Origin of the sequence: Acerihabitans sp. TG2, assembly GCF_035013185.1 — a bacterium.
Classification (GTDB): Bacteria; Pseudomonadota; Gammaproteobacteria; order Enterobacterales; family Enterobacteriaceae; genus Acerihabitans.
In genome coordinates, this window is sequence record NZ_JAYGJO010000001.1 from 130,545 (window position 1) to 152,466 (window position 21,922).

Below are 21,922 nucleotides of genomic sequence, written 5' to 3' on the forward strand. Positions count from 1 at the left end.
GAGCGCGAATGCACCACGCTCCGGCAATAGCGGCCCGGTTTATTTGCCGGTGGCGGCCAACAGCGTATGTAAGGCTTTCGCGTCGTAATCCGCCGGAACCACGATTTTACCACTAATGATCTCATCACGGACCGCGTTTACGCTTTGCCAAACGGCATCGGGGATATGCGAGGTTTTTAATAAGCTTATCGATCCATCTGCCAGCGACGTTTTATAATTATGGCTGCCAAACGTATCATGCTTGAGATCCTCTATCATTGCGGTGTAAACCGGCGTGAGGTTCCATAATACCGAACTGAGTAAATTGCCTTTATCGATGGCGGACTTATCGCCGATCACATCAATAAAATAGACTTTGCCACCGTCCGCTGCCGGCGTGGTTTCCACCGCCTGGAGCATGCCGAAACTCGAACCGTTGCCCTGGCCAAAAATGATATCTGCACCGGCGGCAATCACCGATGTGGTAACCCGTTTACCGCCGGCCGCATCGCTGTATGCTGCTGGACCTATTACTGCGTAATGAATATTAATGTCTTTCTTGGTCGCCCGGGCGCCGCGAATAAACGCAGAAGATTGTGCGTTCCAGGCTGGAGGTTCGCCGGAAACCACAATGCCAATGGTACCGCTGCGGGTCATTTTCGCTGCCAGAGTACCGGCCAGATAAGCCCCTTGCTGGCCGCTTACGGTATAATCCGCCACTTTACCGGCGGCCAGCGCTGATGGGCTGTCGGTGATCGCCACCGGCACGTTGGTCTGGGCGCCGATTTCTGGTGCGGATTGGTTATAACCACTGGCATGGGCAATGATCAACTGCGCCCCGTCATCCGCCAAGTCGCGTGCCGTTGGCCGTATATCGCCGTAACCCAGATTGTCTGCCACCATCACCTTGACACCTTCTTTGGCACCGGCGGCCTTGGCAGCGTTGATGCCCTGCTGGTTCCAGCCGAAATCGGTACCTGGTTCAGGCGTCATTATTGCAATCGAGGTGATCTTAGCAGCGTATGCCGCTGAACACAGCAGTGATGCCATCGATATTGCGGCCGCATATTTACACCAACGGTTGAACATTATTTTCTTTCCTTGGACTGGCATGTTATTGACATCGCGGCGAATATTTTACGAAAAGTTGTGTTTTGGCTCGCCGAATGGAAACAGGGATGAAATTAAGGCGGTTAGTATTATCCGGTTTATTATTTTTAACCACCGCAATTTGCGCCAGAAAGTACATTAATTCTTAACACGAGTCCGGGGGACGCATCCTGTGATTGAGACCCCCCGAGGATTAGGTAAGGCGTCGCGCTTAGCTGTCCAGCAGCCGATAATGCATGGCGCGAACCACCGCTTGGACCCGGTTGCTGGCACCTAACTTGCGTGCCGCTGAATTGAGATGCAGCGTTACAGTAGCCACCGAGCGCGACAATTTGCGCGCAATTTCCTTAGCCGTTAGCCCTTCAGCTGACCAGCTCAGGCACTCACGTTCACGTTTGCTGAGCCGCACGTGCTGGCAGGTCAATATGAGCGGATCGAATAGCGGATAGAGGCGTTCCTGAAACGTGAGCGCCAGCAGACTCAATTCTGCCAGGGCCTGGCTGAGATCCCGTTCGTGGCCGGCCTGGCTGACAATGCCAGTGAGGGTAACAAAGCCTCCGCGCGGTAGATGCAGGGGGACGGTAGCGCCGCAGGGCATATTATTATCGCGCATATAGTGAGTCACTGGTTGGTGGCGCTCGTTGATAATATCTCTGAGTAAGGTTTTATCGGGTCGTTGATAGGACCATACAAAGGGCGCGCAGGTACCCAGAGCATAAAGTTGCACCGGGTCCACCTGATAATACCCCTGTTCAGTCCATAAGCGGCGCATATCCGTCGGCACATTGCTCATGCGCAGTACCGAGGGTGTGATCAACTCGCCATCCAGTGAACGCGGCACTGGCGTGTAATCATAAATAAGTGCCTCCATGCCCAACCGGGCGCTTTGCTGGAATAATGCGGCAAAAACCACGTCAAGGCTGTTGTCCAGCGAACTCGGTTGCTCTGTTCGATTAATCACTATGCTCATTGGCTCACCTCATTCAAAGTCGCACCACTGTGTGCCGTGACGTGGCCGGCATGGACCCTACGACCCCCGGTTATCCGAGTCATTAAGCAATTTGAGTGCCAGCGGAAAATGGGACGTTCGCGCCGCCAGCGGAACCGGGTATTTTTACTGACTGTTCAGCCAGGCGACTTATGTGTAGCGTAAAGGCATCAGCACGTTGACGTGCGGCAAGGCACCGGCACCGGGGAAATATCTGGCAAGAAATAACGCCCGACCAACAGCAGACAATCGAGGTGGCGGGTTATCAGGTGCCGGACTCTGCGCGCGATGTTACATGGTTGGGATCGTTCTCTTGCACCGTGCAAATGGGAATGCACCAAAATAGAACAACCGCCGTCTTTGAACGGACCACTTCGGTGCGACGATGTCTGCTTTGATGGCCAATATTGCCAAAAAACGCCTAATTTCAAAAACTAGCAATTTGGTATGACCTTTGCACCTATCTCAATACTTTGGCTTCATTGGACAACATCATGCAAAATAATCACGTTGCACCTGCGCTAAAACGTACGCTGGGCAGCTTCCATTTATGGGGCATTGCCGTCGGTTTGGTTATCTCCGGTGAATATTTCGGTTGGAGCTATGGATGGGCCCAGGCCGGCACGCTGGGCTTCCTGGTGACGGCGATAGCAGTGGCGGCGATGTACTGCGCTTTTATCTTTAGTTTTACCGAACTGACAACCTCGATTCCCCACGCTGGTGGTCCCTTTGCTTATGCCCACCGGGCTTTCGGCCCAACCGGCGGTTTTATTGCAGGTTTTGCCACTCTGATTGAATTTGTCTTTGCACCACCGGCAATTGCGATGGCCATCGGCGCCTATCTAAACGTGCAGTTTCCATCGATTGAGCCGCGTTGGGTGGCGCTTGGTGCCTATCTGGTGTTTATGGGACTGAATATCCTGGGTGTCGGTATTGCCGCGACGTTCGAACTGCTGGTCACGCTACTGGCGATCTTCGAACTGTTGGTCTTTATGGGCGTAGTGGCGCCAGGTTTTGAGATAGCGAATTTTACCCGCGGTGGCTGGGCGGGCGCCGAGCACTTTAGCGTTGGCGCGCTTTCCGGTATCTTTGCCGCGATCCCCTTTGCCATCTGGTTTTTCCTGGCCATCGAAGGGGCATCCATGGCGGCTGAAGAAGCCAAGGATCCACAACGTACCATCCCGCGTGCGTTTATCGGCGGTATTCTTACGCTAACGGTACTGGCAATCGGCGTGATGTTTTTTGCCGGCGGCGTGGGCGACTGGACCAAATTGTCCAATATTAACGATCCCCTGCCGCAGGCGATGAAAATTATTGTTGGTGGCAGTAGTGGCTGGTTGCATATGCTGGTCTGGTTGGGATTGTTTGGTCTGATTGCCTCATTTCACGGCATTATTATGGGCTACTCACGGCAAATCTTTGCTCTGGCGCGCGCCGGTTATCTGCCTAAGCCGCTGGCCAAGATCAGTGCCCGGTTCCGTACGCCGCATCTGGCTATTCTTGCTGGCGGTGTGGTCGGTATTGCCGCCATTTTTTCCGACTCATTGATCATCATCGGCGGGCAGCCGCTTACCGCCAATATTGTTACCATGTCAGTATTCGGTGCTATTGTCATGTATATCATCTCGATGGCCTCATTGTTCAGACTGCGTCGCCTGGAACCCGAGCTGAGCAGACCGTTCCGTGCGCCGTTTTATCCTTTTGCCCCGGCGCTGGCGCTGGTGCTGGCGGTGGTTTGTCTGGTGGCGATGATTTACTATAACCAACTGCTATTCATGATCTTCGCCGCGATGATGCTGTTGGGTTATGCCTATTTCCGTCTGACTCGGCATGCCCGGGATGCGGCTGAGCCGGATTCCCAACTGACACTGACGGATTGATGCAGGAGGGGCGATGTTTCAAGCCACACTAAGCCATAAAAGTTACCGTTTTGCCGATTTACGCGAACTGATGGCCAAGGCGTCGCCGCCGCGTTCCGGTGATTATCTGGCCGGCGTAGCGGCCGCCAGCGCCGAAGAGCGTATGGCGGCGCGTATCGCGCTGGCGGATATCCCGCTGCCGCTGTTTTTGCAGCAACCGCTGATACCCTATGAAAAAGACGAAGTGACCCGTCTGATTATCGACAGCCACGATGCGGCGGCCTTTGCGCCGATTGCCCATTTAACCGTGGGCGATTTTCGCGACTGGTTGCTCAGCGAACGTACCGACAGTGCGCGTTTAGCGCGGGTAGCGCCGGGTATCATTCCGGAAATGGCGGCGGCGGTGAGTAAAATTATGCGAAACCAGGATCTGATCCTGGTGGCGAAAAAATGCCGGGTGATCACGCGCTTTCGCAATACTATCGGATTGCCAGGCCATATCAGTGTGCGCCTGCAGCCTAACCATCCTACGGACGATCTGAAAGGTATCGCCGCGAGTATGCTGGACGGGCTGTTGTATGGTAGCGGTGACGCGGTGATTGGTATCAATCCCGCCAGTGATAGCTTGCCGCTGCTGGAGAAACTGAACTTCATGCTTGATGATGTCATCAGCAGCTTCGAGATCCCGACCCAGTCTTGTGTGCTGACCCATGTGACCAACACCCTCAAGCTGATTGAGCGTGGTGCGCCGGTGGATTTGGTGTTCCAGTCCATTGCGGGTACCGAGGCGGCCAACGCCGGGTTCGGTATCAACCTGGCGTTGCTTGACGAAGCGCACCAGGCGGCGTTAAGTCTCAAGCGTGGCACGCTGGGGGACAACGTGATGTATTTTGAAACCGGGCAGGGCAGTTGCCTGTCGGCCAACGCCCATCATGGGGTGGATCAACAGACCTGCGAAGCCCGCGCTTACGCCATTGCCCGTCACTTTAAACCGCTACTGACTAACACGGTAGTCGGTTTTATCGGACCGGAATATCTGTATGACGGGAAACAAATCATTCGCGCCGGTCTGGAGGATCACTTCTGTGGCAAGCTGCTAGGCGTGCCTTTGGGCTGCGATGTGTGCTACACCAATCATGCCGAGGCGGATCAGGACGATATGGACACGCTGTTAACCCTGCTTGCGGCCGCAGGGTTGACGTTCCTGATGGGGGTGCCTGGGGCTGATGATATTATGCTCAATTACCAAAGTACCTCGTTTCATGATGCGCTCTACGTACGTGAATTATTCGGTCTGAAACACGCGCCGGAATTTTCAGCCTGGTTGCAACGTATGCAAATTATTGATTCTGATGGCCGGCTGAGGGATACCAGCAGTCAGCATCCGCTGTTGCAACATCTGCCGTCTCTGGGCAATGCACTGAGTTAACCCTGCCGGGCAAAAAGGAGTGTTCAATGAACAAACATGATAAGCCTGTAACCGGCTCATTTGCGGTGGGCAAGGTCATTCATAACAATCCCTGGGAGGGGCTGAAACAATTTACCGCAGCACGTATCGCACTGGGTCGTGCGGGTGCCAGTCTGCCGACCGCGGAACTGCTGAAATTTGGTTTGGCGCACGCCCAAGCTCGTGACGCGGTGCACCAACCCTTCGACAGTGAGACGTTGGTCAAGCAGTTGGAGGCTGACGGTCTCACCACGTTGACGGTACATAGTGCGGCGCCGCATCGCGAAGATTATCTCTGCCGGCCGGATTTGGGACGTCGCCTCAGCGATGATAGCCGTCGCATGTTATTGGACTATCCTAATAAAAAAGCTGATATTTTACTGGTGGTGGGCGATGGTCTGTCATCTAAAGCTGTGCATCGGCAAGCCGTGCCGTTTATCCGCGAATTAACGCCGTATTTGGCCATGTTGGGCCTGAAAATGGCGCCGGTAGTGCTAGCCCACCAGTCCCGGGTCGCCTTGGGAGATGACATTGGCGAGTGTTTACAGGCCCAGGCGGTGGCCATTCTCATCGGTGAGCGACCCGGCCTATCTTCACCGGACAGCCTAGGCATCTATTTTACCTGGGCTCCACATACCCGACGTCTTGAGTCAGAGCGCAATTGCATCTCCAATATCCGCCCCGAAGGGTTGGATTACCCTCAGGCGGCATTCAAACTGGCCTGGTTGATTGAACAATCCAGGCAACGACGCTTGTCGGGCATTAGATTAAAGGATGAAAGCGATAACCCGGCGTTGTACGGTCTGGTTAAACCCCGGTTTAGTGACGTCAATCCGCAAGGTCTGGCACAGCAATCGTGACTGACCCTTCACCGCTCTCGTTGTCGATGCGTGGGCAGTAAGCGTTCACCCTATCCACTCAGGGATTGTTCGCTTGCCGCCTGGCCTACCGCGCGACATCTATTGGTATATACTAGGGGCCTCATACACCAACACCCTCGGCGGGATTTCCAGCCTCAACCAGGATATGTCACCCCTTATGAATCGAACCGCCTCCTGCGTGTTGTCCGTTCAACCTGGGCTGCCTTTTGGCCAGGTGGAGCTAAGTGCAAGGCATGCGCTGGCCCATGTCTGGTATTGTCGCTTTGATAACGCGTTTTATCATGATGAGGATTACGGCCGTCAGGGCATTGCGTTGCCCTCGATCATCGCGGGTTCAGCGATTAAGCGGCGAGCGGAGTATCTGGCGGGACGCATTGCCGCCGATCGGGTATTAACGGTGCTAGGTTATCCGCGTTTCGATGTGCAAATAGGCAAAGATCGCACTCCTTGCTGGCCCAACGGTATCCAGGGTGCGCTGACGCATCACGCTAACCTGGCGCTATGCATTGGCTGGCATCGTCCGCCACGCGAGATTTCGGGTCTGGGGATTGATATCGAAACGGTGATCGATGCACCGCGCACGCGTGATCTGTGGCCTGGCATTATCTCGGCTGGGGAACGCGCGTTTTTTTCCACGCTGCCGTGCTCATTTGCCACATGTTTGACGTTGGCATTTTCGGCCAAGGAGAGCCTGTTTAAGGCACTATACCCGTTGGTATTGCGTTATTTTGATTTTCTGGATGTGCAGGTGGTTCAACTGGGTGATAACCATATCACTTTGGCGTTGTTGGTTACGCTCACGCCCGCTCTGCCTGCGGGTACCCGGTTTGACTGTGGTTATGCGGTTGACGAAAACAATGTTCTGACGGTGTTGACCCTGGATGCATAATACGCGCTGATAATGTGAAGTTCGTCACGTGAGCCCCGCCTTACTCTTCCCTTCGTAATGGTAAATATCTGCTTACAATATAGGATGTTGTTTACCAAAGTACCAAGCGGTATATTTCACTACCTGATAGCTGCCTAGGCAACCATAATATGGACCACTTTCCCGGTGATGATATTGAGAACGTCTTTAAATGGGGACGGCAGATACATCGATTGAATTGCTGTAAGGATCGCCTGCTTGAACGGCATCTAGAACCCTACGATATCACTGCGGCGCAGTTCAAAGTCATGCTGCTAATGAAGCGCGAAGGTTTGGCCACTTCAACTGAGTTATGTCGTAGCCTCGGGCTTGATAGTGGTGCCATGTCGCGCATGCTCGACCGACTAGAAAATAAAAAAATGATTAAACGGGTACGCTGTACCACCGATCGACGGCTATTTCACTTGGAGCTGACGGCCCAAGGGCAGGAATTCTGTGGGCAGATACCGCTGATAGCAGTGAACGCTTTTAATGAGTTATTGCAGCCGTTCACTCCCGCCGAATTTAATGAATTTGACCGCATGCTGACAAAGCTACTGGTCCATTCCGGTTTTTAAGGAGCTAATTTCATTATGCCGTTGCGCATTCGTTTATTACCGTTGCTTTGCTCTTGTATCTTGGCGGGGTGTGCTTTGCCTAACGGTTTGCATACAGAAGGCCAACAACTGGATGTTTCGCGTCTCCACACCGATCGCACACTGCAGGGTAAAACACTGTCCACCGCCGCCTGGCCAGCGGCCAATTGGTGGAACGCCTTTGGCGACCCTCAGCTCAATCTATTGATTCAGCAAGCGTTGCAATCGAGTCCCGACCTTCAGGTTGCCGATGCCCGTGCGCGGCGGGCCAGCGCTGCGGTGCTGTCGGCTGAAGCTGATCGCCTGCCGACGCTTGATGCCAACGCGGGTATTAGCCGCGAGCGTCTCTCTCGGGTTGACGATCCCACCGGTCAAGGCGACAGGTATGCCACAGTACGTACTCTCTCGGCACAGTTTAACTACAGCTTTGATTTATGGGGCGGTCAACGGGCGGCCTGGGAAGCGGCGGTCGGACGTGCCAATGCCAGTGAAGTGGACCGGCAGGCGGCGAGACTGACGCTATCGGCTAATGTGGCCAGGGCCTACAGCGCTCTCGGTGAGGCCTGGGAGATGCAAGATCTGGCGCAAAAAGATCTGAAAAGAACCCAAACCATGCTGACTCTGGCCGCGAAGCGATTAAGCGCCGGGCTGGACAGCAAATTCCAATACCAGCAAACCGAAAGCCTGGAAGCTTCAGCGGAAGCCTCTCTGACCGCAGCACAGCAACAGGTACGCACTGAGGGTATCCGTCTGGCGGTGTTGATGGGCCAAGGGCCTGACCGGGCGTTGGCGTTGCCGCGCCCACATCTGATTGCTCCGCAAGCGGTGCGTCTGCCGCCGCAACTGCCGGCCGAATTGCTAGGACGCCGGCCGGATTTGGTGGCCGCCCGCTGGCGCGTAGAGGCGGCCAGTAAGGATATTAAAGTCAGCCGCACGGCGTTTTATCCCAATATCAACCTGAGCGCCGCCGCTGGCACGAAATCTTTACTGGGTGATGCCTTTTTCGGTTCCCCAAGCCGGTATTTCTCTATCGGACCGGCGCTATCGCTGCCTATTTTCGACGGTGGCCGCCTGCGCGCCGATCTGGCGGGCAGTAACGCTGATTATGATCTGGCGGTGGCTCAGTATAACCAATCTCTGGTGTCGGCACTGGGGGATATTAGTAATGCCATTACTCGATTAGGGTCGCTGGATACGCAGATTCAACAGCAGATGCGTGCCCGCGATATCGCTAATGACTCCTGGGCCAACGCCATGCAGCGCTACAGTGCAGGTGTGGGTAATTATCTGGACGCATTGAGCGTAGAACAACAATTGATCCAGGCCGAGCGCCAACTGGCCAGCCTGAATGCTGAACGTACAGACACCGCCATTGTGCTGATGCAGGCACTGGGCGGCGGCTTTACCTCATCCGTTTCGTCGACCGCCACCACCAACGTGGCAGTGAATCAAGCACACTGAGAACATTGACATGGCTGAACAACCTAATACTGAACCTGCGGGCAACCACGACGCTGTGGAAAATCAACCGGTGAAATCCGGTAACCGCAGGATGTTATTATCGATTTTATTAGCGGTTATCATTATTGCCGCCATTGCTTTCGGCATTTATTATTGGTTGTATGGACGCTTTTTTGAATCCACCGACGACGCTTATGTCACCGGCAACCTGGTACAGATTACTCCGCGAGTGGCCGGGACAGTGACGGCGATCACGGCCGACGATGGGGATTTTGTTCAAAAGGGCCAAGTGCTGGTGCGCCTGGATCCCAGTGATACCATGGTCAATCAGGAAAACGCCGAGGCCAACCTGGCAAAGATCGTGCGTCAGGTACGTGGTTTATATAGCAATGTAGATAACTACAAAGCCATGGTGGCGGCAAGTAAAATCCAACTGCAGCAGGCCAAAGAAGATTATCAACGGCGGGCTAATTTGGCCCGTGACGGCGCCATCTCCCAAGAGGAGCTATCTCACTCACGGGATGCCTTAACCTCTGCACAGACGTCGTTGACCTCATCAAAACAGCAATTAGACACCACCTTTGCACTGGTGGACGATACTACCATCAGCTCCCATCCGGATGTCCAGATAGCGGCCGCACAACTGCGTCAGGCCTATTTAGATAATGTGCGCAGCACTATGGTCGCACCGGTAAGTGGTTATGTGGCTAAGCGGTCGGTACAGGTCGGCAGCCGCGTTCAGCCCGGGAGCGCCTTGATGGCGGTCGTGCCGTTGGATCAAATCTGGATCGATGCCAACTTCAAAGAGACACAATTGCTCGACATGCGTATTGGGCAACCGGTGGAAATTAGCGCCGATCTCTACGGTGGGGCAGTGACCTATCACGGTAAAGTTGAAAGTCTGGGGGTGGGTACCGGTAGCGCCTTCTCATTATTGCCGGCACAAAACGCCAGTGGTAACTGGATCAAAATTGTCCAGCGTCTGCCGGTGCGTATTAGCCTGGATCCGGACAGCCTCGATAAATTCCCACTGCGTATAGGATTATCAACCAACGTTACGGTGAACTTACATAACCAGGATGGACCTGTATTGGCACAGCATCCACAGGCAAAACCGCGTTACTCCACTGATGTATATGATAATCAATTGGCACAGGCCGATAAGTTAGTTGCGCGTATTATCCATGAGAATGACGGGCAGGCTGGTTCCGCCGTTCAGGGTAAAGATTGATGCGGAGTCGCCATGAGTGAACAATCGTTTCGTCCACCCAGCCTGGTTCTGGCCACTATAGGTCTGTCGCTGGCGACGTTTATGCAGGTGCTGGATACCACGATTGCCAATGTGGCGTTACCGACTATCTCTGGCAATCTGGGCGTCAGTTCAGAGCAGGGTACCTGGGTTATCACCTCGTTTGCCGTATCCAACGCTATCGCCTTGCCACTGACCGGCTGGATGTCACGGCGTTTTGGCCAGACTAAACTGTTTCTGGCGTCGGTGCTGCTGTTTATCATCACGTCGTTTCTTTGCGGCATATCGCAAAGCATGACCCAACTGGTGATTTTCCGCGCACTACAGGGATTCTTCGCCGGGCCGTTATACCCGATGGCCCAGACGTTGCTGTTATCTATTTATCCTGCCGCCAAGCGCGGTATGGCACTGTCGCTCTTGGCTATGGTCACGGTGGTGGCGCCGATTGTCGGTCCACTGACGGGCGGTTGGATCACGGATAACTATTCCTGGCCGTGGATCTTTTTTATCAACGTACCGATCGGTATTTTTGCCTCCATGCTGGTATTTACACAGCTTAAGGGGCGGCCTGAAGAGCAAGAGCACCAGCCGATTGATTATATCGGTCTGGGTCTGCTGGTGGTCGGTGTTGGCCTGCTACAGGTGGTATTGGATAAAGGGAACGACCTCGACTGGTTTAGTTCCAATTTTATTGTTATCGGCGCGCTAATCGCCACTATTTCGTTAATCGCCTTAGTTATTTGGGAATTGACCGATAAGCATCCCATCGTCAACCTTAGGTTGTTTAAATATCGAAATTTCTCCTTCGGCACCTTGGCGCTGGTGCTGGGTTATTCGGGTTTTTTTGGCATCAACCTGTTGTTACCGCAGTGGCTGGAAAATCAGCTTGGTTATACCGCAATATGGGCCGGGCTGGCGGCGGCGCCTCTGGGTATTTTGCCGGTGTTTATGTCGCCGCTGGTGGGGCGTTATGCGCATAAGTTTGACTTGCGATTACTGGCGGGCGGTTCGTTCCTGGTGATCGGCGTGTCTTGTTTTATGCGCGCTGATTTTAATACCCAGGTAGATTATTACCATATCGCGATGATCCAGGGTTTTATGGGGATTGGGGTCGCATTATTTTTTATGCCTACCACCAGTATTCTGCTCTCCAGTTTGTCACCGAGAGAGATTGCCGACGGTTCGGGACTGGCCACCTTTCTGCGGGTACTGGGCGGCAGCTTTGCGTCGTCTCTTACCACCTGGATTTGGCAACGGCGGGAAATTATGCATCATGCCCAGTTAACGGAGAATATAACCCCCTACAGCGCCAACGCGCAGGACTATATCGCCAAACTCGGGGGAATGACCCAGAGCACGATGGCGCAGCTCGATAAGGTTATTGAGGGACAGGCTTATATGCTGTCAACCATGGATTATTTTACCATGCTGGGTTGGATGTTTTTATCGTTGATCTTGGTTATTTTCCTGGCAAAACCTCCGTTTACCGCGCAAAGCGGCGGCGGGGGGCACTAGTTCGCAGGTTTGCTGCGAAGAGCACGCTGCAATGCCCTCTGACCTTACAGGGTTGCATAGGGAAACCGCAACATGGCGGCGCTAAAGCGTCGCCATGTTTGTCATAACCCTATCCTGCGCAGGTTCTCATCGCGCACGACATGAGCGTTATGGCTGTTTTGCGAGATGATTTGAGTGCAGAATATTTCTTTGAAAGTGGTGGGTCGTGCAGGATGACTCGGCCGTTGGCCTCGCCCTTCGGGTCGTCGCCGTTCCGGCAACGCTGTCTCGCTGCGCTCGGCTCGAACCTGCGCAGGTTCTCATCGCGCACGACATGAGCGTTATGGCTGTTTTGCGAGATGATTTGAGTGCAGAATATTTCTTTGAAAGTGGTGGGTCGTGCAGGATGACTCGGCCGTTGGCCTCGCCCTGCGGGTCGTTGCCGTGCCGGCAACGCTGTCTCGCTTCGCTCGGCTCGAACCTGTGCAGGTTCTCATCGCGCACGACATGAGCGTTATGGCTGTTTTGCGAGATGATTTAAGTGCAGAATATTTCTTTGAAAGTGGTGGGTCGTGCAGGATTCGAACCTGCGACCAATTGATTAAAAGTCAACTGCTCTACCAACTGAGCTAACGACCCACTTAAAAAATCAGAAATGGTGGGTGATGACGGGATCGAACCGCCGACCCTCTCCTTGTAAGGGAGATGCTCTCCCAGCTGAGCTAATCACCCATTTCTGAAAACGAACATCAAAACAATACTAACCTAAGAAGTGGTGGGTGATGACGGGATCGAACCGCCGACCCTCTCCTTGTAAGGGAGATGCTCTCCCAGCTGAGCTAATCACCCACTTCTTACAGCGTATTACTTCTATTTCTCACAGCGGAGCCACTTCTAAAAAATAAAGTGGTGGGTGATGACGGGATCGAACCGCCGACCCTCTCCTTGTAAGGGAGATGCTCTCCCAGCTGAGCTAATCACCCCGCCGTGTGGAGTCGCATTATAGGGATACTGCAAAGTGAGTCAACGATTTTTCAAAACAAAAAGTGTGTTCGTCGTAAAATTAAACAAGAAGGGCGCTTTTGCACGGCGAATACTGTGAAAAAGAGCAGCAAACGTGGAACAGCGTTGAGGAATCGAAAGGGAGTGGTAGAATATTACTCATTCTTTATAACCGGCCGGGGGCAGGGCTCCCGACTGTCAGTCATGCGTCATTAAAGGCAGTGTTCCCGATGAAAATTAAAACCCGTTTTGCGCCCAGCCCCACTGGCTATCTTCACGTGGGTGGTGCCCGCACCGCATTATACTCGTGGCTGTTCGCCCGCAGCCATGGCGGGGAGTTTGTATTGCGTATTGAGGATACCGATCTTGAGCGCTCTACCCAGGAGGCGATCAACGCCATCATGGATGGCATGAACTGGCTAAACCTGGATTGGGATGAAGGCCCTTATTATCAGACCAAACGTTTTGATCGTTATAACGCTGTCATTGACCAGATGCTCGAGCAGGGCACCGCGTATAAGTGCTATTGCTCGAGAGAACGTCTGGATGCGCTGCGTGAACGGCAAATGGCGGAAGGAGAAAAACCCCGTTATGACGGCCATTGTCGGCATAATCATCATCAACATAATGATGATGAGCCTTACGTGGTGCGTTTTGCCAATCCGCTTGATGGTTCGGTGGTCTTTAATGACAACATCCGTGGGCCGATAGAATTCAGCAACCAGGAGTTGGACGATCTGATTATTCGCCGCACCGATGGTTCACCCACCTATAATTTTTGCGTGGTCATCGACGATTGGGATATGGAAATTACCCATGTGATCCGCGGCGAGGACCACATCAACAATACCCCGCGTCAGATCAATATCCTTAAAGCCTTGGGTGCGCCGGTGCCGGAATATGCCCATGTGTCGATGATCCTGGGCGATGACGGTAAAAAATTATCCAAGCGTCATGGTGCGGTAGGGGTAATGCAGTATCGTGACGATGGTTTCCTGCCTGAGGCCCTGCTTAACTACCTGGTACGTCTGGGCTGGTCCCATGGTGATCAGGAAATCTTCAGCCTTGATGAAATGAAGCAACTCTTTACGCTGGACGATGTCAGCAAATCCGCCAGTGCGTTTAATACCGAAAAGCTGTTGTGGCTCAATCATCATTATATTAACCACCTGCCGCCGGAATATGTCGCGACGCACCTGGCTTGGCATATGGATCAGTTGGGGATCGATACCCATGACGGACCGCAGTTGGTCGACCTGGTAAAATTACTGGGGGATCGCTGCAAGACACTCAAAGAAATGGCCGCCTCCTGCCTTTACCTGTACCAGGATTTCGAGAGTTTTGACGCCGATGCGGCGAAAAAACATCTGCGCTTGGTCGCCCGCGAACCTTTGGAACAGGTGCGTGCCAAACTGGTTGATCTCAGCGACTGGACGCCGGAGCAGGTACATCAAGCCATAGAACAAACGGCAACAGAATTGGGCGTCGGTATGGGCAAAATTGGCATGCCGCTGCGAGTAGCAGTTACCGGTGCGGGCCAATCGCCAGCGCTGGATGTGACCGTGCACGCAGTCGGCCGTTCGCGCACCCTGGCCAGGATCGACATGGCATTGGAATTTATTGCGCAGCGGGCCTGATTTTCTCTTTCCTATCGGCTGATTTGGCGGCTTTTTCAGCGTTTAACACGTTTAATTGATTTAGCCGTTGACACTGTTTGCCGGGTTTCATATCATGCGCCCCGTCCACCGGATAGATATATCAGGAATGGGGCTATAGCTCAGCTGGGAGAGCGCTTGCATGGCATGCAAGAGGTCAGCGGTTCGATCCCGCTTAGCTCCACCAATCACCAGGTTGGTTTGATCTATCGGTAGTGTGTTCGGGGTACTTTTGGGGCTATAGCTCAGCTGGGAGAGCGCTTGCATGGCATGCAAGAGGTCAGCGGTTCGATCCCGCTTAGCTCCACCAAATTAAAAAACCGGCTTATGGCCGGTCTTTGCGTATTGATTTGCCTTGCAATCAATAATACATGTTCCAATAATTATTTTTTGCTGTATATCGAGTATAATAAAAAAATATAATGACACAACAGTATAAACCCTGTGTAGCGGTCATTGCGCCAACAAAAAGCGTCGTTGGCAGTAAAATAAATAGATTTACCATAAAAGTTTGGTTATCAACTACAGGTATATATCAGCTTTTTTAGCATCACCCTTAAAAAATGGCATGTCGGCAACCGTGCCCATAATTTTCAGTCGAAATTCCATAGCTCGCAAATACCGATATAAATACGCCGGCCAATATCTGTCAATACCGCATGTTGCTTGATGGTGTTATGGGTGTCTTGCAGTTTTTTGAATACAACAGCAAACCTTTCGCGGCATTCTTCTACATACGGGCTTGAATTGTTTTGCACTATTGCATTAAAGACATAGCAAATTCGTGACAACACAAAAAACGCATGAAATATTCCAATCATCGGTCGATTATCTTCACGTAGCGGCGCGGCATAAAGCTCTTGAGGATTATTGACCACCAACTCATCAAAAGAGTTAATGATGTTCAGTGCGGTATGACCGCACTCATGTGCCAGAATGCCCACATAGTACGGAATCGTGTGCTCCTTGTGGGTATAAACAAACATCGCTCCCCACAGGTAAAAGTTACTCGCAGATCGCAAAAAACAAGATCCGTCTTGCGTCTCACTCGTCAGATAAATCGCGTGGATAAACGTATTGATTTCTGCAAATGCAGGGCTCACCTGCTGTCGAATCACAGCGATCGCCCTATGAATTTTTTTGGTTTCATTAATGGCGAGCTGTGGGTCGTCACAATACCCGAACCCAAATTGGCGCTCATCTTGGAAAATCTCTAACATCATTTTTTTATCAAAAGATGAATCATGGGAGGTTATGGGTGAAATACACAATGCTTCTGCAGCAGGCCGTTCATTGATATAAAGTAAATACTTTATCGCCTCGCGGTGCTGTCCTGCCTGCGCATATTTGGCTGAAAGGTAATAAGCGTTTCTCTAACGCCTACGTATCATTAATCAAAGGCCACTCTGCATGCAACAGATGTTTTCAGAAGATTAAGCCTGTAATATAAACCAACAATAATCATGGTGACATTATTCCATGTTATTTCATTATATTTTAAGTTATAAAATTACGTGTGATGCCTTGTGGGTACTGGTGCCCGGCCACCAATGTCGTTGTGACCTGTTAACACCGCTAAAACTACCGGCTGCAGCGGCGGCATAAAAAAAGGCCGGATTGCGCCGGCCCCAACGGCCCTCAGGCCGTTAATGATAACGATTGTTAACCGCGAGGTTATAACACCAACCCGGCGATGGAAGCAGAGAGAATACTCACCAGCGTGGAGCCGTATACCAGTTTCAGGCCAAAGCGTGATACCACGTTACCCTGATGTTCATTGAGGCCCTTGATGGCGCCGGCAACGATGCCAATGGACGAGAAGTTGGCAAACGACACCAGGAACACCGACAGGATGCCGACGGAGTGTGCGGACAATTGGCTGGCGACTTTTTGCAAATCCATCATGGCAACGAATTCATTAGACACCAGTTTGGTGGCCATGATGCTGCCGACCCGCAGCGCCTCGTCACCCTGGACCCCCATAACACGGGCGAAAGGATAAAAAATGTAACCGAGGATGCCTTGAAAGCTGATACCGAACACCAGGCTGAACAAGGCATTTACTGCCGCGATGATGGCAATAAAGCCAATCAGCATCGCAGCGACGATGATCGCCACTCTAAAGCCTGCCAGGATATAGTCCCCGAGCATTTCAAAAAAACTCTGTCCTTCATGCAGATTACTCATCTGCAGCTCTTCTTCTTTTTCCACCTGATAGGGATTGATCAACGACAGCACGATAAAGGTGCTGAACATATTCAATACCAATGCAGCCACCACGTAGCGAGGCTCCAGCATGGTCATATACGCGCCCACAATGGACATGGACACGGTGGACATGGCGGTCGCCGCCATGGTGTACATGCGGCGTTCCGACATTTTTCCCAAAATATCTTTATACGCGATAAAGTTTTCCGATTGGCCCAAAATCAGCGAGCTTACGGCATTGAACGATTCCAGCTTGCCCATACCGTTAATTTTTGACAGCAGGGTGCCGATGATCCGGATAATAAGGGGCAGTACCCGAATATGCTGCAAAATACCGATTAACGCGGAAATAAATACGATTGGGCATAACACATTCAAGAAAAAGAAGGCTAAACCCTGTTTGTTCATATTACCGAAAACGAAACCGGTCCCCTCGGCGGCAAAGCCTAATAACTTATCAAATAATGCCGAAAACCCTTGGACAAAGCCTAGGCCAACCTGAGAGTTGAGGAAAAAATAGGCAAGCAAGACTTCAATGACCAACAATTGAACGATAAAACGCAACCTGATTTTTTTACGATCGTGGCTAACCAATAACGCCAGAATTGCCACAACGGCAAGTGCTAGGACAAAATGAAAAATCCGGGACATAGGTGCTCCAATTATGAGGCAGGCAGTAATTCGCCGCTCATTCTATGTAACGGCAGAACCAAAAACGAGTTATAAGTTGCAAATATAAAAAAATCATCTATTAGAATATTAAGATAAAGATTTGTTCACGTTTTTAGGCCTAAAAAAGAAAAAAAGTTGGGGTGATGTTATTTTTTTGTGCTATAGTAATTTAGATTATATCTGTAATTCCTATAATAATTTTCCGTAAATGAAACTGTCCCCAGGCTGGGTTGTGGCCCTGTCTCACATGCTTATCACCCTCATCTATCGCAGAGATAAGTCGAAACGTAATTAATGCGCTTGATAATTATTATCACTTGGATAGGATGAAGCTAAAACAATGCACTAAAGGGGTCACATCTATGTGGAATAGCCGAACCGCAGAAGGTGTCAGCCGTGCCTCACGCCGGGTGAAGCTCTCGTTGCTCGGCCCGGCGTTTATTGCGGCGATTGGTTATATCGATCCCGGTAATTTCGCTACCAACATTCAGGCCGGCGCCAGCTTTGGCTACCGGTTGTTGTGGGTCGTGGTGTGGGCAAACATTATGGCTATGCTGATCCAGCTTTTATCGGCTAAGCTGGGTATCGCTACCGGTAAAAATCTGGCTGAGCATATTCGCGATCGTTTCCCCCGTCCCGCCGTCTGGGCCTATTGGATTCAAGCGGAAATTATTGCGATGGCCACTGACTTGGCGGAATTTGTCGGCGCTGCCATTGGGTTTAAGATGCTACTGGGTGTGTCGTTGCTGCAAGGGGCAATCATCACTGGTATCGTGACATTTCTTATTCTTATGCTGCAGCAGCGGGGGCAAAAGCCGCTGGAGTGGGTGATTGGCGGGCTGCTGTTATTTGTTGCTGGTGCTTATATTGCCGAGCTGTTTTATTCCCGGCCCGATATGATTCAATTGGGTAAAGGCATGCTGCTTCCCTCGTTACCCAATGGCAACGCGGTATTTCTGGCAGCCGGGGTGCTAGGTGCGACAATTATGCCTCACGTGATTTACTTACATTCGTCCCTTACTCAACATGGGCAATACGGTAATCGGGCGCAGCGCTACTCCTCTACCAAGCTGGATGTGGCTATCGCCATGACGATTGCCGGTTTTGTTAATCTGGCCATGATGGCCACTGCGGCGGCGGCCTTTCATTTTAGCGGTCATACCGGTATTGCAGATCTTGATGCAGCCTACCTGACGCTCACACCGCTGTTAAACCACACGGCGGCAACAGTGTTCGGACTGAGCCTGGTGGCCGCAGGGCTCTCCTCCACCGTGGTGGGCACCATGGCCGGTCAGGTGGTTATGCAAGGTTTTGTACACTTTCGCATTCCGCTGCTGCTGCGCAGAATCATCACCATGCTGCCGTCATTTGTGGTTATTCTCATGGGGTTGGACCCGACCAGAATGCTGGTGCTCAGTCAGGTATTGTTAAGCTTTGGCATCGCGCTGGCGCTGGTGCCGCTGCTGGCTTTTACCGGCAATCGTGCATTGATGGGTGATATGGTGAACTCGGCCATGATTCAAGGGATTGGCTGGTGCATTGTGGCGGTGGTGGTGGCACTTAACGGTTATTTATTCTTTAGCAGCGCGCTGGGGCTGTAACCCTTACCCGGTCTCGGCCAGCCCCGTGGTTGTCACAACAAGAACCCAGCGGGTTCTTCAATAAACTGCCACAGTCCCCTGGCGTCATGCACCATGGGGACTGTTGCTCGTTTATCCGGCCAATATCGACTCGATTTGCGCCAGTTCGTCGGCCGAAAACTCACGCCGGGCCAACATGCCAACCGCATCATCGATTTGCGCGGTTTTACTGGCACCAATCAGTACCGATGTCACGCGATCGCCGCGTAATACCCAGGCCAGAGACATTTGCGACAGTTTTTGACCCCGGCTTAGCGCCATGGCATTCAAGCGGCGGACTTTATCCATTTTTTGCTCGGTAAGCTGCGCCGGGGTCAAAAAGTTACCTGGCCTGGCCGCCCGTGAATCTTCCGGCACACCCTGCAAATAACGATCGGTCAACATCCCGCCGGCCAGCGGCGAAAATGCAATGGAACCCACCCCATGCTCTTCCAGCACGTCTAGCAGCTCCGGTTCAACCCAGCGTTCGAACAGTGAATATTTAGGTTGATGAATCAGGCACGGTGTGCCCAGGGCGGTCAATATGCCAAACGCTTGCCGGGCTAACGGTGCGGGGTAGTTGGACAGGCCGATATACAACGCTTTGCCTTGGCGTACCAGAAGATCCAGCGCGGCCATGGTCTCCTCGAGCGGCGTGCTTGGATCGGGGCGATGATGATAAAAAATATCCACATACTCCAGACCCATACGCCGCAGACTTTGGTTAATGCTGGATACCAGGTATTTTTTGGATCCCCAGTCGCCATAAGGCCCTGGCCACATGGTGTAGCCCGCTTTGGTTGAGATGACCAACTCGTCCCGATAAGGCAAAAAATCCTCACGCAGTAATCGGCCAAAGTTCGCTTCCGCCGATCCGGGCGGGGGACCATAATTGTTGGCCAGATCAAAATGGGTGATCCCCAGATCGAAAGCATGGCGCAACATAGCGCGGCTGTTTTCCAATAGAGTGGCATCACCAAAGTTATGCCATAATCCGAGCGAAACTGCTGGCAACTTAAGACCGCCTTTGCCGCAGCGGCGATAAATCATATTGTCATAACGAGTAGGGCTGGCCAGATAAACCATAGGGTTTCCTTTTATTATGTTTGCCTGTCATCAACTTACGCCAACGCGGGTGTTGCATTCAACAACGGATCGACGGTAGATTCAATCAATGCAAATTACCTCTGCGATACACAGTCAAAGACCCACCCTCCAACGCTCATCGTGATCGCGGCCAAAGCGCCTTTCGGAGAAAATACCATGAAAACATTAGGACTGCTGGGTGGCATGAGTTGGGAGTCCACCTTACCCTATTATAGACTGATTAACCAAGGGATCAGCGCCAGTCTGGGTGGACTTCATTCGGCAAATCTAGTGCTGTATAGCGTTGATTTTGCGGAAATTGCGCAGCTACAGGTTGCAGGGCAGTGGCGACAGGCCGGGAATATCTTGGCACAAAAGGCGTTGGCGCTTCAGCTTGCCGGTGCACAGGGTATAGTACTGTGCACTAACACGATGCACAAAGTGGCTGACATCATAGAGCAGGCCTGTGATTTACCGTTGTTGCATATTGCCGATGCCACTGCTCGGCAAATCAATGCTCAAGGATTGCATCGGATCGGTTTATTGGGTACCCGATTTACCATGCAACAGGACTTTTTTCGCCGTCGAATCGAACAGCCCTACGGTATCGAGGTGATAACTCCGGACCCGTCGGATATGGATGAGATACATCGCATCATTTTTGACGAATTGTGCCTAGGGCAGTTACGTGAAGCCTCTCGCCTCGTTTTCCGCCGGATCATCGCCACGCTCGAAGCGCGAGGGGTTGAAGGTTTGATTCTTGGCTGTACTGAAATCAGCCTATTGATTGGTCACAAAGATGCAACGGTGCCGTTGTTTGACACTACGGCGATTCATGCCGCCGCCGCGGTAGACTTTGCCCTAAGTTAACGAATAATACATCAAGGCGCGACAGATCGATTCTGCGTATAGGCCGTCATTGGTAACTGACCCCGACTTGATGTTAGTACAATAGACTATTCGCTTGGGTGGTAGTAGCCGTACGCCTAAGGTTGCGATAAGGTAAAAAAAACGGTGTACAATCACGTTTATTGAGACTGTTAAAAAACGACATTGATCGTTCACCGAGAGCTGATAAAATAGACAAATCAGTGTAGAGAAGCGTCATTTCATAACACTGATAATTATTATTATGCATTATAATATATGTAACCGCCAACATTTTCGTAAAGTTGGTTATTTCAGTATATTTATTTTTAAGGTTATTTATGACCAAAAAATAAATCTAAACTGTATAAAAATAGATGATGAATCATGGCTATATCTAGACTGTCCTAGCATCTAGGATTTATCAAAAAAAGCATATATCCATTGCTGTGTGAATAGCTTGGGGGGAAATAATTTAGCCTTCGCGTAGACAGGGTAAACAGCTAAAAACCCAAGATGCAGACGGTGGTGAGTGGGTGGTTTATCAAAAATAGCTTAACTACATTAGGGAATAAATCCTTATCACATTTAACCTGCCATTACCAATTAACAACATATTGCCTTGGTGAATTAACGACAAGGTCTTAATGACTTGAAATAGAGCGAGTTTTACGGATGGAATACCATAATATGGACCGGATCTCAGTTGCCGAATAAACCATCGCTAGCGTTCGACCCGCCCGCGCAAAAATTTCATACCACTGGATAACATGGCCAGTTTTTTTGGCGTAAGACCTAATATATTGCCGAGTTGTTGATTTTTTTGGATAACACAGCTTTTC

16 protein-coding genes, 6 tRNA genes and 2 other RNA genes are annotated in these 21,922 nt (G+C 51.6%); 13 read left to right on the plus strand and 11 right to left on the minus strand.

Annotated elements, in window-relative coordinates; all coding sequences use genetic code 11:
- Window positions 1-39 precede the first annotated feature (39 nt).
- Window positions 40-1,068 (minus strand): putative B6 ABC transporter substrate-binding protein, encoded by a 1,029-nt coding sequence (locus SJI19_RS00600; protein WP_323476321.1) that lies wholly within the window; start codon window positions 1,066-1,068, stop codon window positions 40-42.
- A gap of 232 nt (window positions 1,069-1,300) precedes the next feature.
- A complete protein-coding gene (locus SJI19_RS00605) occupies window positions 1,301-2,059 on the minus strand; it encodes a LuxR family transcriptional regulator (RefSeq protein WP_323476322.1) in 759 nt (252 codons plus the stop codon).
- 512 nt (window positions 2,060-2,571) lie between these two features.
- Between SJI19_RS00605 and eat the strand changes: the two genes are divergently transcribed.
- From eat to SJI19_RS00645, 8 genes are all read left to right on the plus strand, one after another.
- Window positions 2,572-3,957 (plus strand): ethanolamine permease, encoded by a 1,386-nt coding sequence (eat, locus tag SJI19_RS00610; protein WP_323476323.1) that lies wholly within the window; start codon window positions 2,572-2,574, stop codon window positions 3,955-3,957.
- Between the two features lie 13 nt (window positions 3,958-3,970).
- Window positions 3,971-5,365, plus strand: coding sequence for an ethanolamine ammonia-lyase subunit EutB (locus SJI19_RS00615; protein WP_323476324.1), 1,395 nt, complete (start codon window positions 3,971-3,973; stop codon window positions 5,363-5,365).
- A 26-nt stretch (window positions 5,366-5,391) separates the two neighbouring features.
- Entirely contained in the window at window positions 5,392-6,243 is an 852-nt protein-coding gene (gene eutC, locus SJI19_RS00620; protein WP_416347475.1) for an ethanolamine ammonia-lyase subunit EutC, read from the plus strand.
- A 178-nt stretch (window positions 6,244-6,421) separates the two neighbouring features.
- Window positions 6,422-7,153, plus strand: a complete 732-nt coding sequence (locus tag SJI19_RS00625; RefSeq protein WP_323476325.1) for a 4'-phosphopantetheinyl transferase family protein — start codon at window positions 6,422-6,424, stop codon at window positions 7,151-7,153.
- Between the two features lie 149 nt (window positions 7,154-7,302).
- On the plus strand, window positions 7,303-7,749 hold the full coding sequence (locus SJI19_RS00630) for a MarR family transcriptional regulator (protein ID WP_323476326.1): 447 nt from the start codon (window positions 7,303-7,305) through the stop codon (window positions 7,747-7,749).
- Between the two features lie 15 nt (window positions 7,750-7,764).
- Window positions 7,765-9,228, plus strand: coding sequence for an efflux transporter outer membrane subunit (locus SJI19_RS00635; protein ID WP_323476327.1), 1,464 nt, complete (start codon window positions 7,765-7,767; stop codon window positions 9,226-9,228).
- A gap of 10 nt (window positions 9,229-9,238) precedes the next feature.
- Window positions 9,239-10,459 carry an efflux RND transporter periplasmic adaptor subunit gene (locus SJI19_RS00640; RefSeq protein WP_416347476.1) on the plus strand — a complete coding sequence of 407 codons (1,221 nt, stop codon included), beginning with the start codon at window positions 9,239-9,241 and terminating at the stop codon, window positions 10,457-10,459.
- A 12-nt stretch (window positions 10,460-10,471) separates the two neighbouring features.
- The gene (locus SJI19_RS00645; protein WP_323476328.1) at window positions 10,472-11,992 is read left to right on the plus strand and encodes a DHA2 family efflux MFS transporter permease subunit; all 1,521 of its coding nucleotides are present in this window, start codon (window positions 10,472-10,474) and stop codon (window positions 11,990-11,992) included.
- A 196-nt stretch (window positions 11,993-12,188) separates the two neighbouring features.
- On the opposite strand, the gene SJI19_RS00650 is transcribed toward SJI19_RS00645, so the two are convergent.
- The 6 genes from SJI19_RS00650 to SJI19_RS00675 all read right to left on the minus strand — a co-directional run bounded on the left by SJI19_RS00650 (window position 12,189) and on the right by SJI19_RS00675 (window position 12,954).
- Window positions 12,189-12,316, minus strand: a non-coding RNA gene (locus SJI19_RS00650) — RtT sRNA.
- Between the two features lie 45 nt (window positions 12,317-12,361).
- Window positions 12,362-12,489: non-coding RNA, RtT sRNA (locus SJI19_RS00655), on the minus strand.
- A 45-nt stretch (window positions 12,490-12,534) separates the two neighbouring features.
- Window positions 12,535-12,610, minus strand: a tRNA-Lys gene (locus SJI19_RS00660).
- Between the two features lie 17 nt (window positions 12,611-12,627).
- A tRNA-Val gene (locus tag SJI19_RS00665) sits at window positions 12,628-12,703 on the minus strand.
- A gap of 41 nt (window positions 12,704-12,744) precedes the next feature.
- A tRNA-Val gene (locus tag SJI19_RS00670) sits at window positions 12,745-12,820 on the minus strand.
- Between the two features lie 58 nt (window positions 12,821-12,878).
- Window positions 12,879-12,954 (minus strand) — tRNA-Val (locus SJI19_RS00675).
- Window positions 12,955-13,203: 249 nt separating this feature from the next.
- Between SJI19_RS00675 and gltX the strand changes: the two genes are divergently transcribed.
- From gltX to SJI19_RS00690, 3 genes are all read left to right on the plus strand, one after another.
- On the plus strand, window positions 13,204-14,610 hold the full coding sequence (gltX, locus tag SJI19_RS00680; protein WP_323476329.1) for a glutamate--tRNA ligase: 1,407 nt from the start codon (window positions 13,204-13,206) through the stop codon (window positions 14,608-14,610).
- 129 nt (window positions 14,611-14,739) lie between these two features.
- Window positions 14,740-14,815: transfer RNA gene (locus SJI19_RS00685), tRNA-Ala, on the plus strand.
- Window positions 14,816-14,862: 47 nt separating this feature from the next.
- A tRNA-Ala gene (locus tag SJI19_RS00690) sits at window positions 14,863-14,938 on the plus strand.
- A 283-nt stretch (window positions 14,939-15,221) separates the two neighbouring features.
- On the opposite strand, the gene SJI19_RS00695 is transcribed toward SJI19_RS00690, so the two are convergent.
- Together SJI19_RS00695 and SJI19_RS00700 are read right to left on the minus strand one after the other, a co-directional pair.
- Complete coding sequence (locus SJI19_RS00695; RefSeq protein ID WP_323476330.1) at window positions 15,222-15,851, minus strand: aKG-HExxH-type peptide beta-hydroxylase; 630 nt, start codon at window positions 15,849-15,851, stop codon at window positions 15,222-15,224.
- Between the two features lie 451 nt (window positions 15,852-16,302).
- Entirely contained in the window at window positions 16,303-17,487 is a 1,185-nt protein-coding gene (locus SJI19_RS00700) for a NupC/NupG family nucleoside CNT transporter (RefSeq protein ID WP_323476331.1), read from the minus strand.
- A 347-nt stretch (window positions 17,488-17,834) separates the two neighbouring features.
- On the opposite strand from SJI19_RS00700, the gene SJI19_RS00705 reads away from it, so the two are divergent.
- A complete protein-coding gene (locus SJI19_RS00705; RefSeq protein WP_323476332.1) occupies window positions 17,835-19,109 on the plus strand; it encodes an Nramp family divalent metal transporter in 1,275 nt (424 codons plus the stop codon).
- Window positions 19,110-19,220: 111 nt separating this feature from the next.
- Here SJI19_RS00705 and mgrA read toward each other — a convergent pair whose 3' ends face one another.
- Window positions 19,221-20,213, minus strand: a complete 993-nt coding sequence (gene mgrA / locus SJI19_RS00710; protein ID WP_323476333.1) for an L-glyceraldehyde 3-phosphate reductase — start codon at window positions 20,211-20,213, stop codon at window positions 19,221-19,223.
- A 177-nt stretch (window positions 20,214-20,390) separates the two neighbouring features.
- Between mgrA and SJI19_RS00715 the strand changes: the two genes are divergently transcribed.
- The gene (locus SJI19_RS00715; RefSeq protein ID WP_323476334.1) at window positions 20,391-21,083 is read left to right on the plus strand and encodes an aspartate/glutamate racemase family protein; all 693 of its coding nucleotides are present in this window, start codon (window positions 20,391-20,393) and stop codon (window positions 21,081-21,083) included.
- Window positions 21,084-21,922 lie beyond the last annotated feature (839 nt).

Coding starts and splice junctions, on each gene's coding strand:
- SJI19_RS00715 (WP_323476334.1), top strand. CDS start 20,391: ATGAAAACATTAGGACTGCTGGGTGGCATGAGTTGGGAGTCCACCTTA.
- gltX (WP_323476329.1), top strand. CDS start 13,204: ATGAAAATTAAAACCCGTTTTGCGCCCAGCCCCACTGGCTATCTTCAC.
- eat (WP_323476323.1), top strand. CDS start 2,572: ATGCAAAATAATCACGTTGCACCTGCGCTAAAACGTACGCTGGGCAGC.
- mgrA (WP_323476333.1), bottom strand. CDS start 20,213: ATGGTTTATCTGGCCAGCCCTACTCGTTATGACAATATGATTTATCGC.
- SJI19_RS00705 (WP_323476332.1), top strand. CDS start 17,835: ATGAAGCTAAAACAATGCACTAAAGGGGTCACATCTATGTGGAATAGC.
- SJI19_RS00605 (WP_323476322.1), bottom strand. CDS start 2,059: ATGAGCATAGTGATTAATCGAACAGAGCAACCGAGTTCGCTGGACAAC.
- SJI19_RS00695 (WP_323476330.1), bottom strand. CDS start 15,851: ATGATGTTAGAGATTTTCCAAGATGAGCGCCAATTTGGGTTCGGGTAT.
- SJI19_RS00630 (WP_323476326.1), top strand. CDS start 7,303: ATGGACCACTTTCCCGGTGATGATATTGAGAACGTCTTTAAATGGGGA.
- SJI19_RS00640 (WP_416347476.1), top strand. CDS start 9,239: ATGGCTGAACAACCTAATACTGAACCTGCGGGCAACCACGACGCTGTG.
- SJI19_RS00625 (WP_323476325.1), top strand. CDS start 6,422: ATGAATCGAACCGCCTCCTGCGTGTTGTCCGTTCAACCTGGGCTGCCT.
- SJI19_RS00600 (WP_323476321.1), bottom strand. CDS start 1,068: ATGTTCAACCGTTGGTGTAAATATGCGGCCGCAATATCGATGGCATCA.
- SJI19_RS00645 (WP_323476328.1), top strand. CDS start 10,472: ATGAGTGAACAATCGTTTCGTCCACCCAGCCTGGTTCTGGCCACTATA.
- SJI19_RS00635 (WP_323476327.1), top strand. CDS start 7,765: ATGCCGTTGCGCATTCGTTTATTACCGTTGCTTTGCTCTTGTATCTTG.
- eutC (WP_416347475.1), top strand. CDS start 5,392: ATGAACAAACATGATAAGCCTGTAACCGGCTCATTTGCGGTGGGCAAG.
- SJI19_RS00700 (WP_323476331.1), bottom strand. CDS start 17,487: ATGTCCCGGATTTTTCATTTTGTCCTAGCACTTGCCGTTGTGGCAATT.
- SJI19_RS00615 (WP_323476324.1), top strand. CDS start 3,971: ATGTTTCAAGCCACACTAAGCCATAAAAGTTACCGTTTTGCCGATTTA.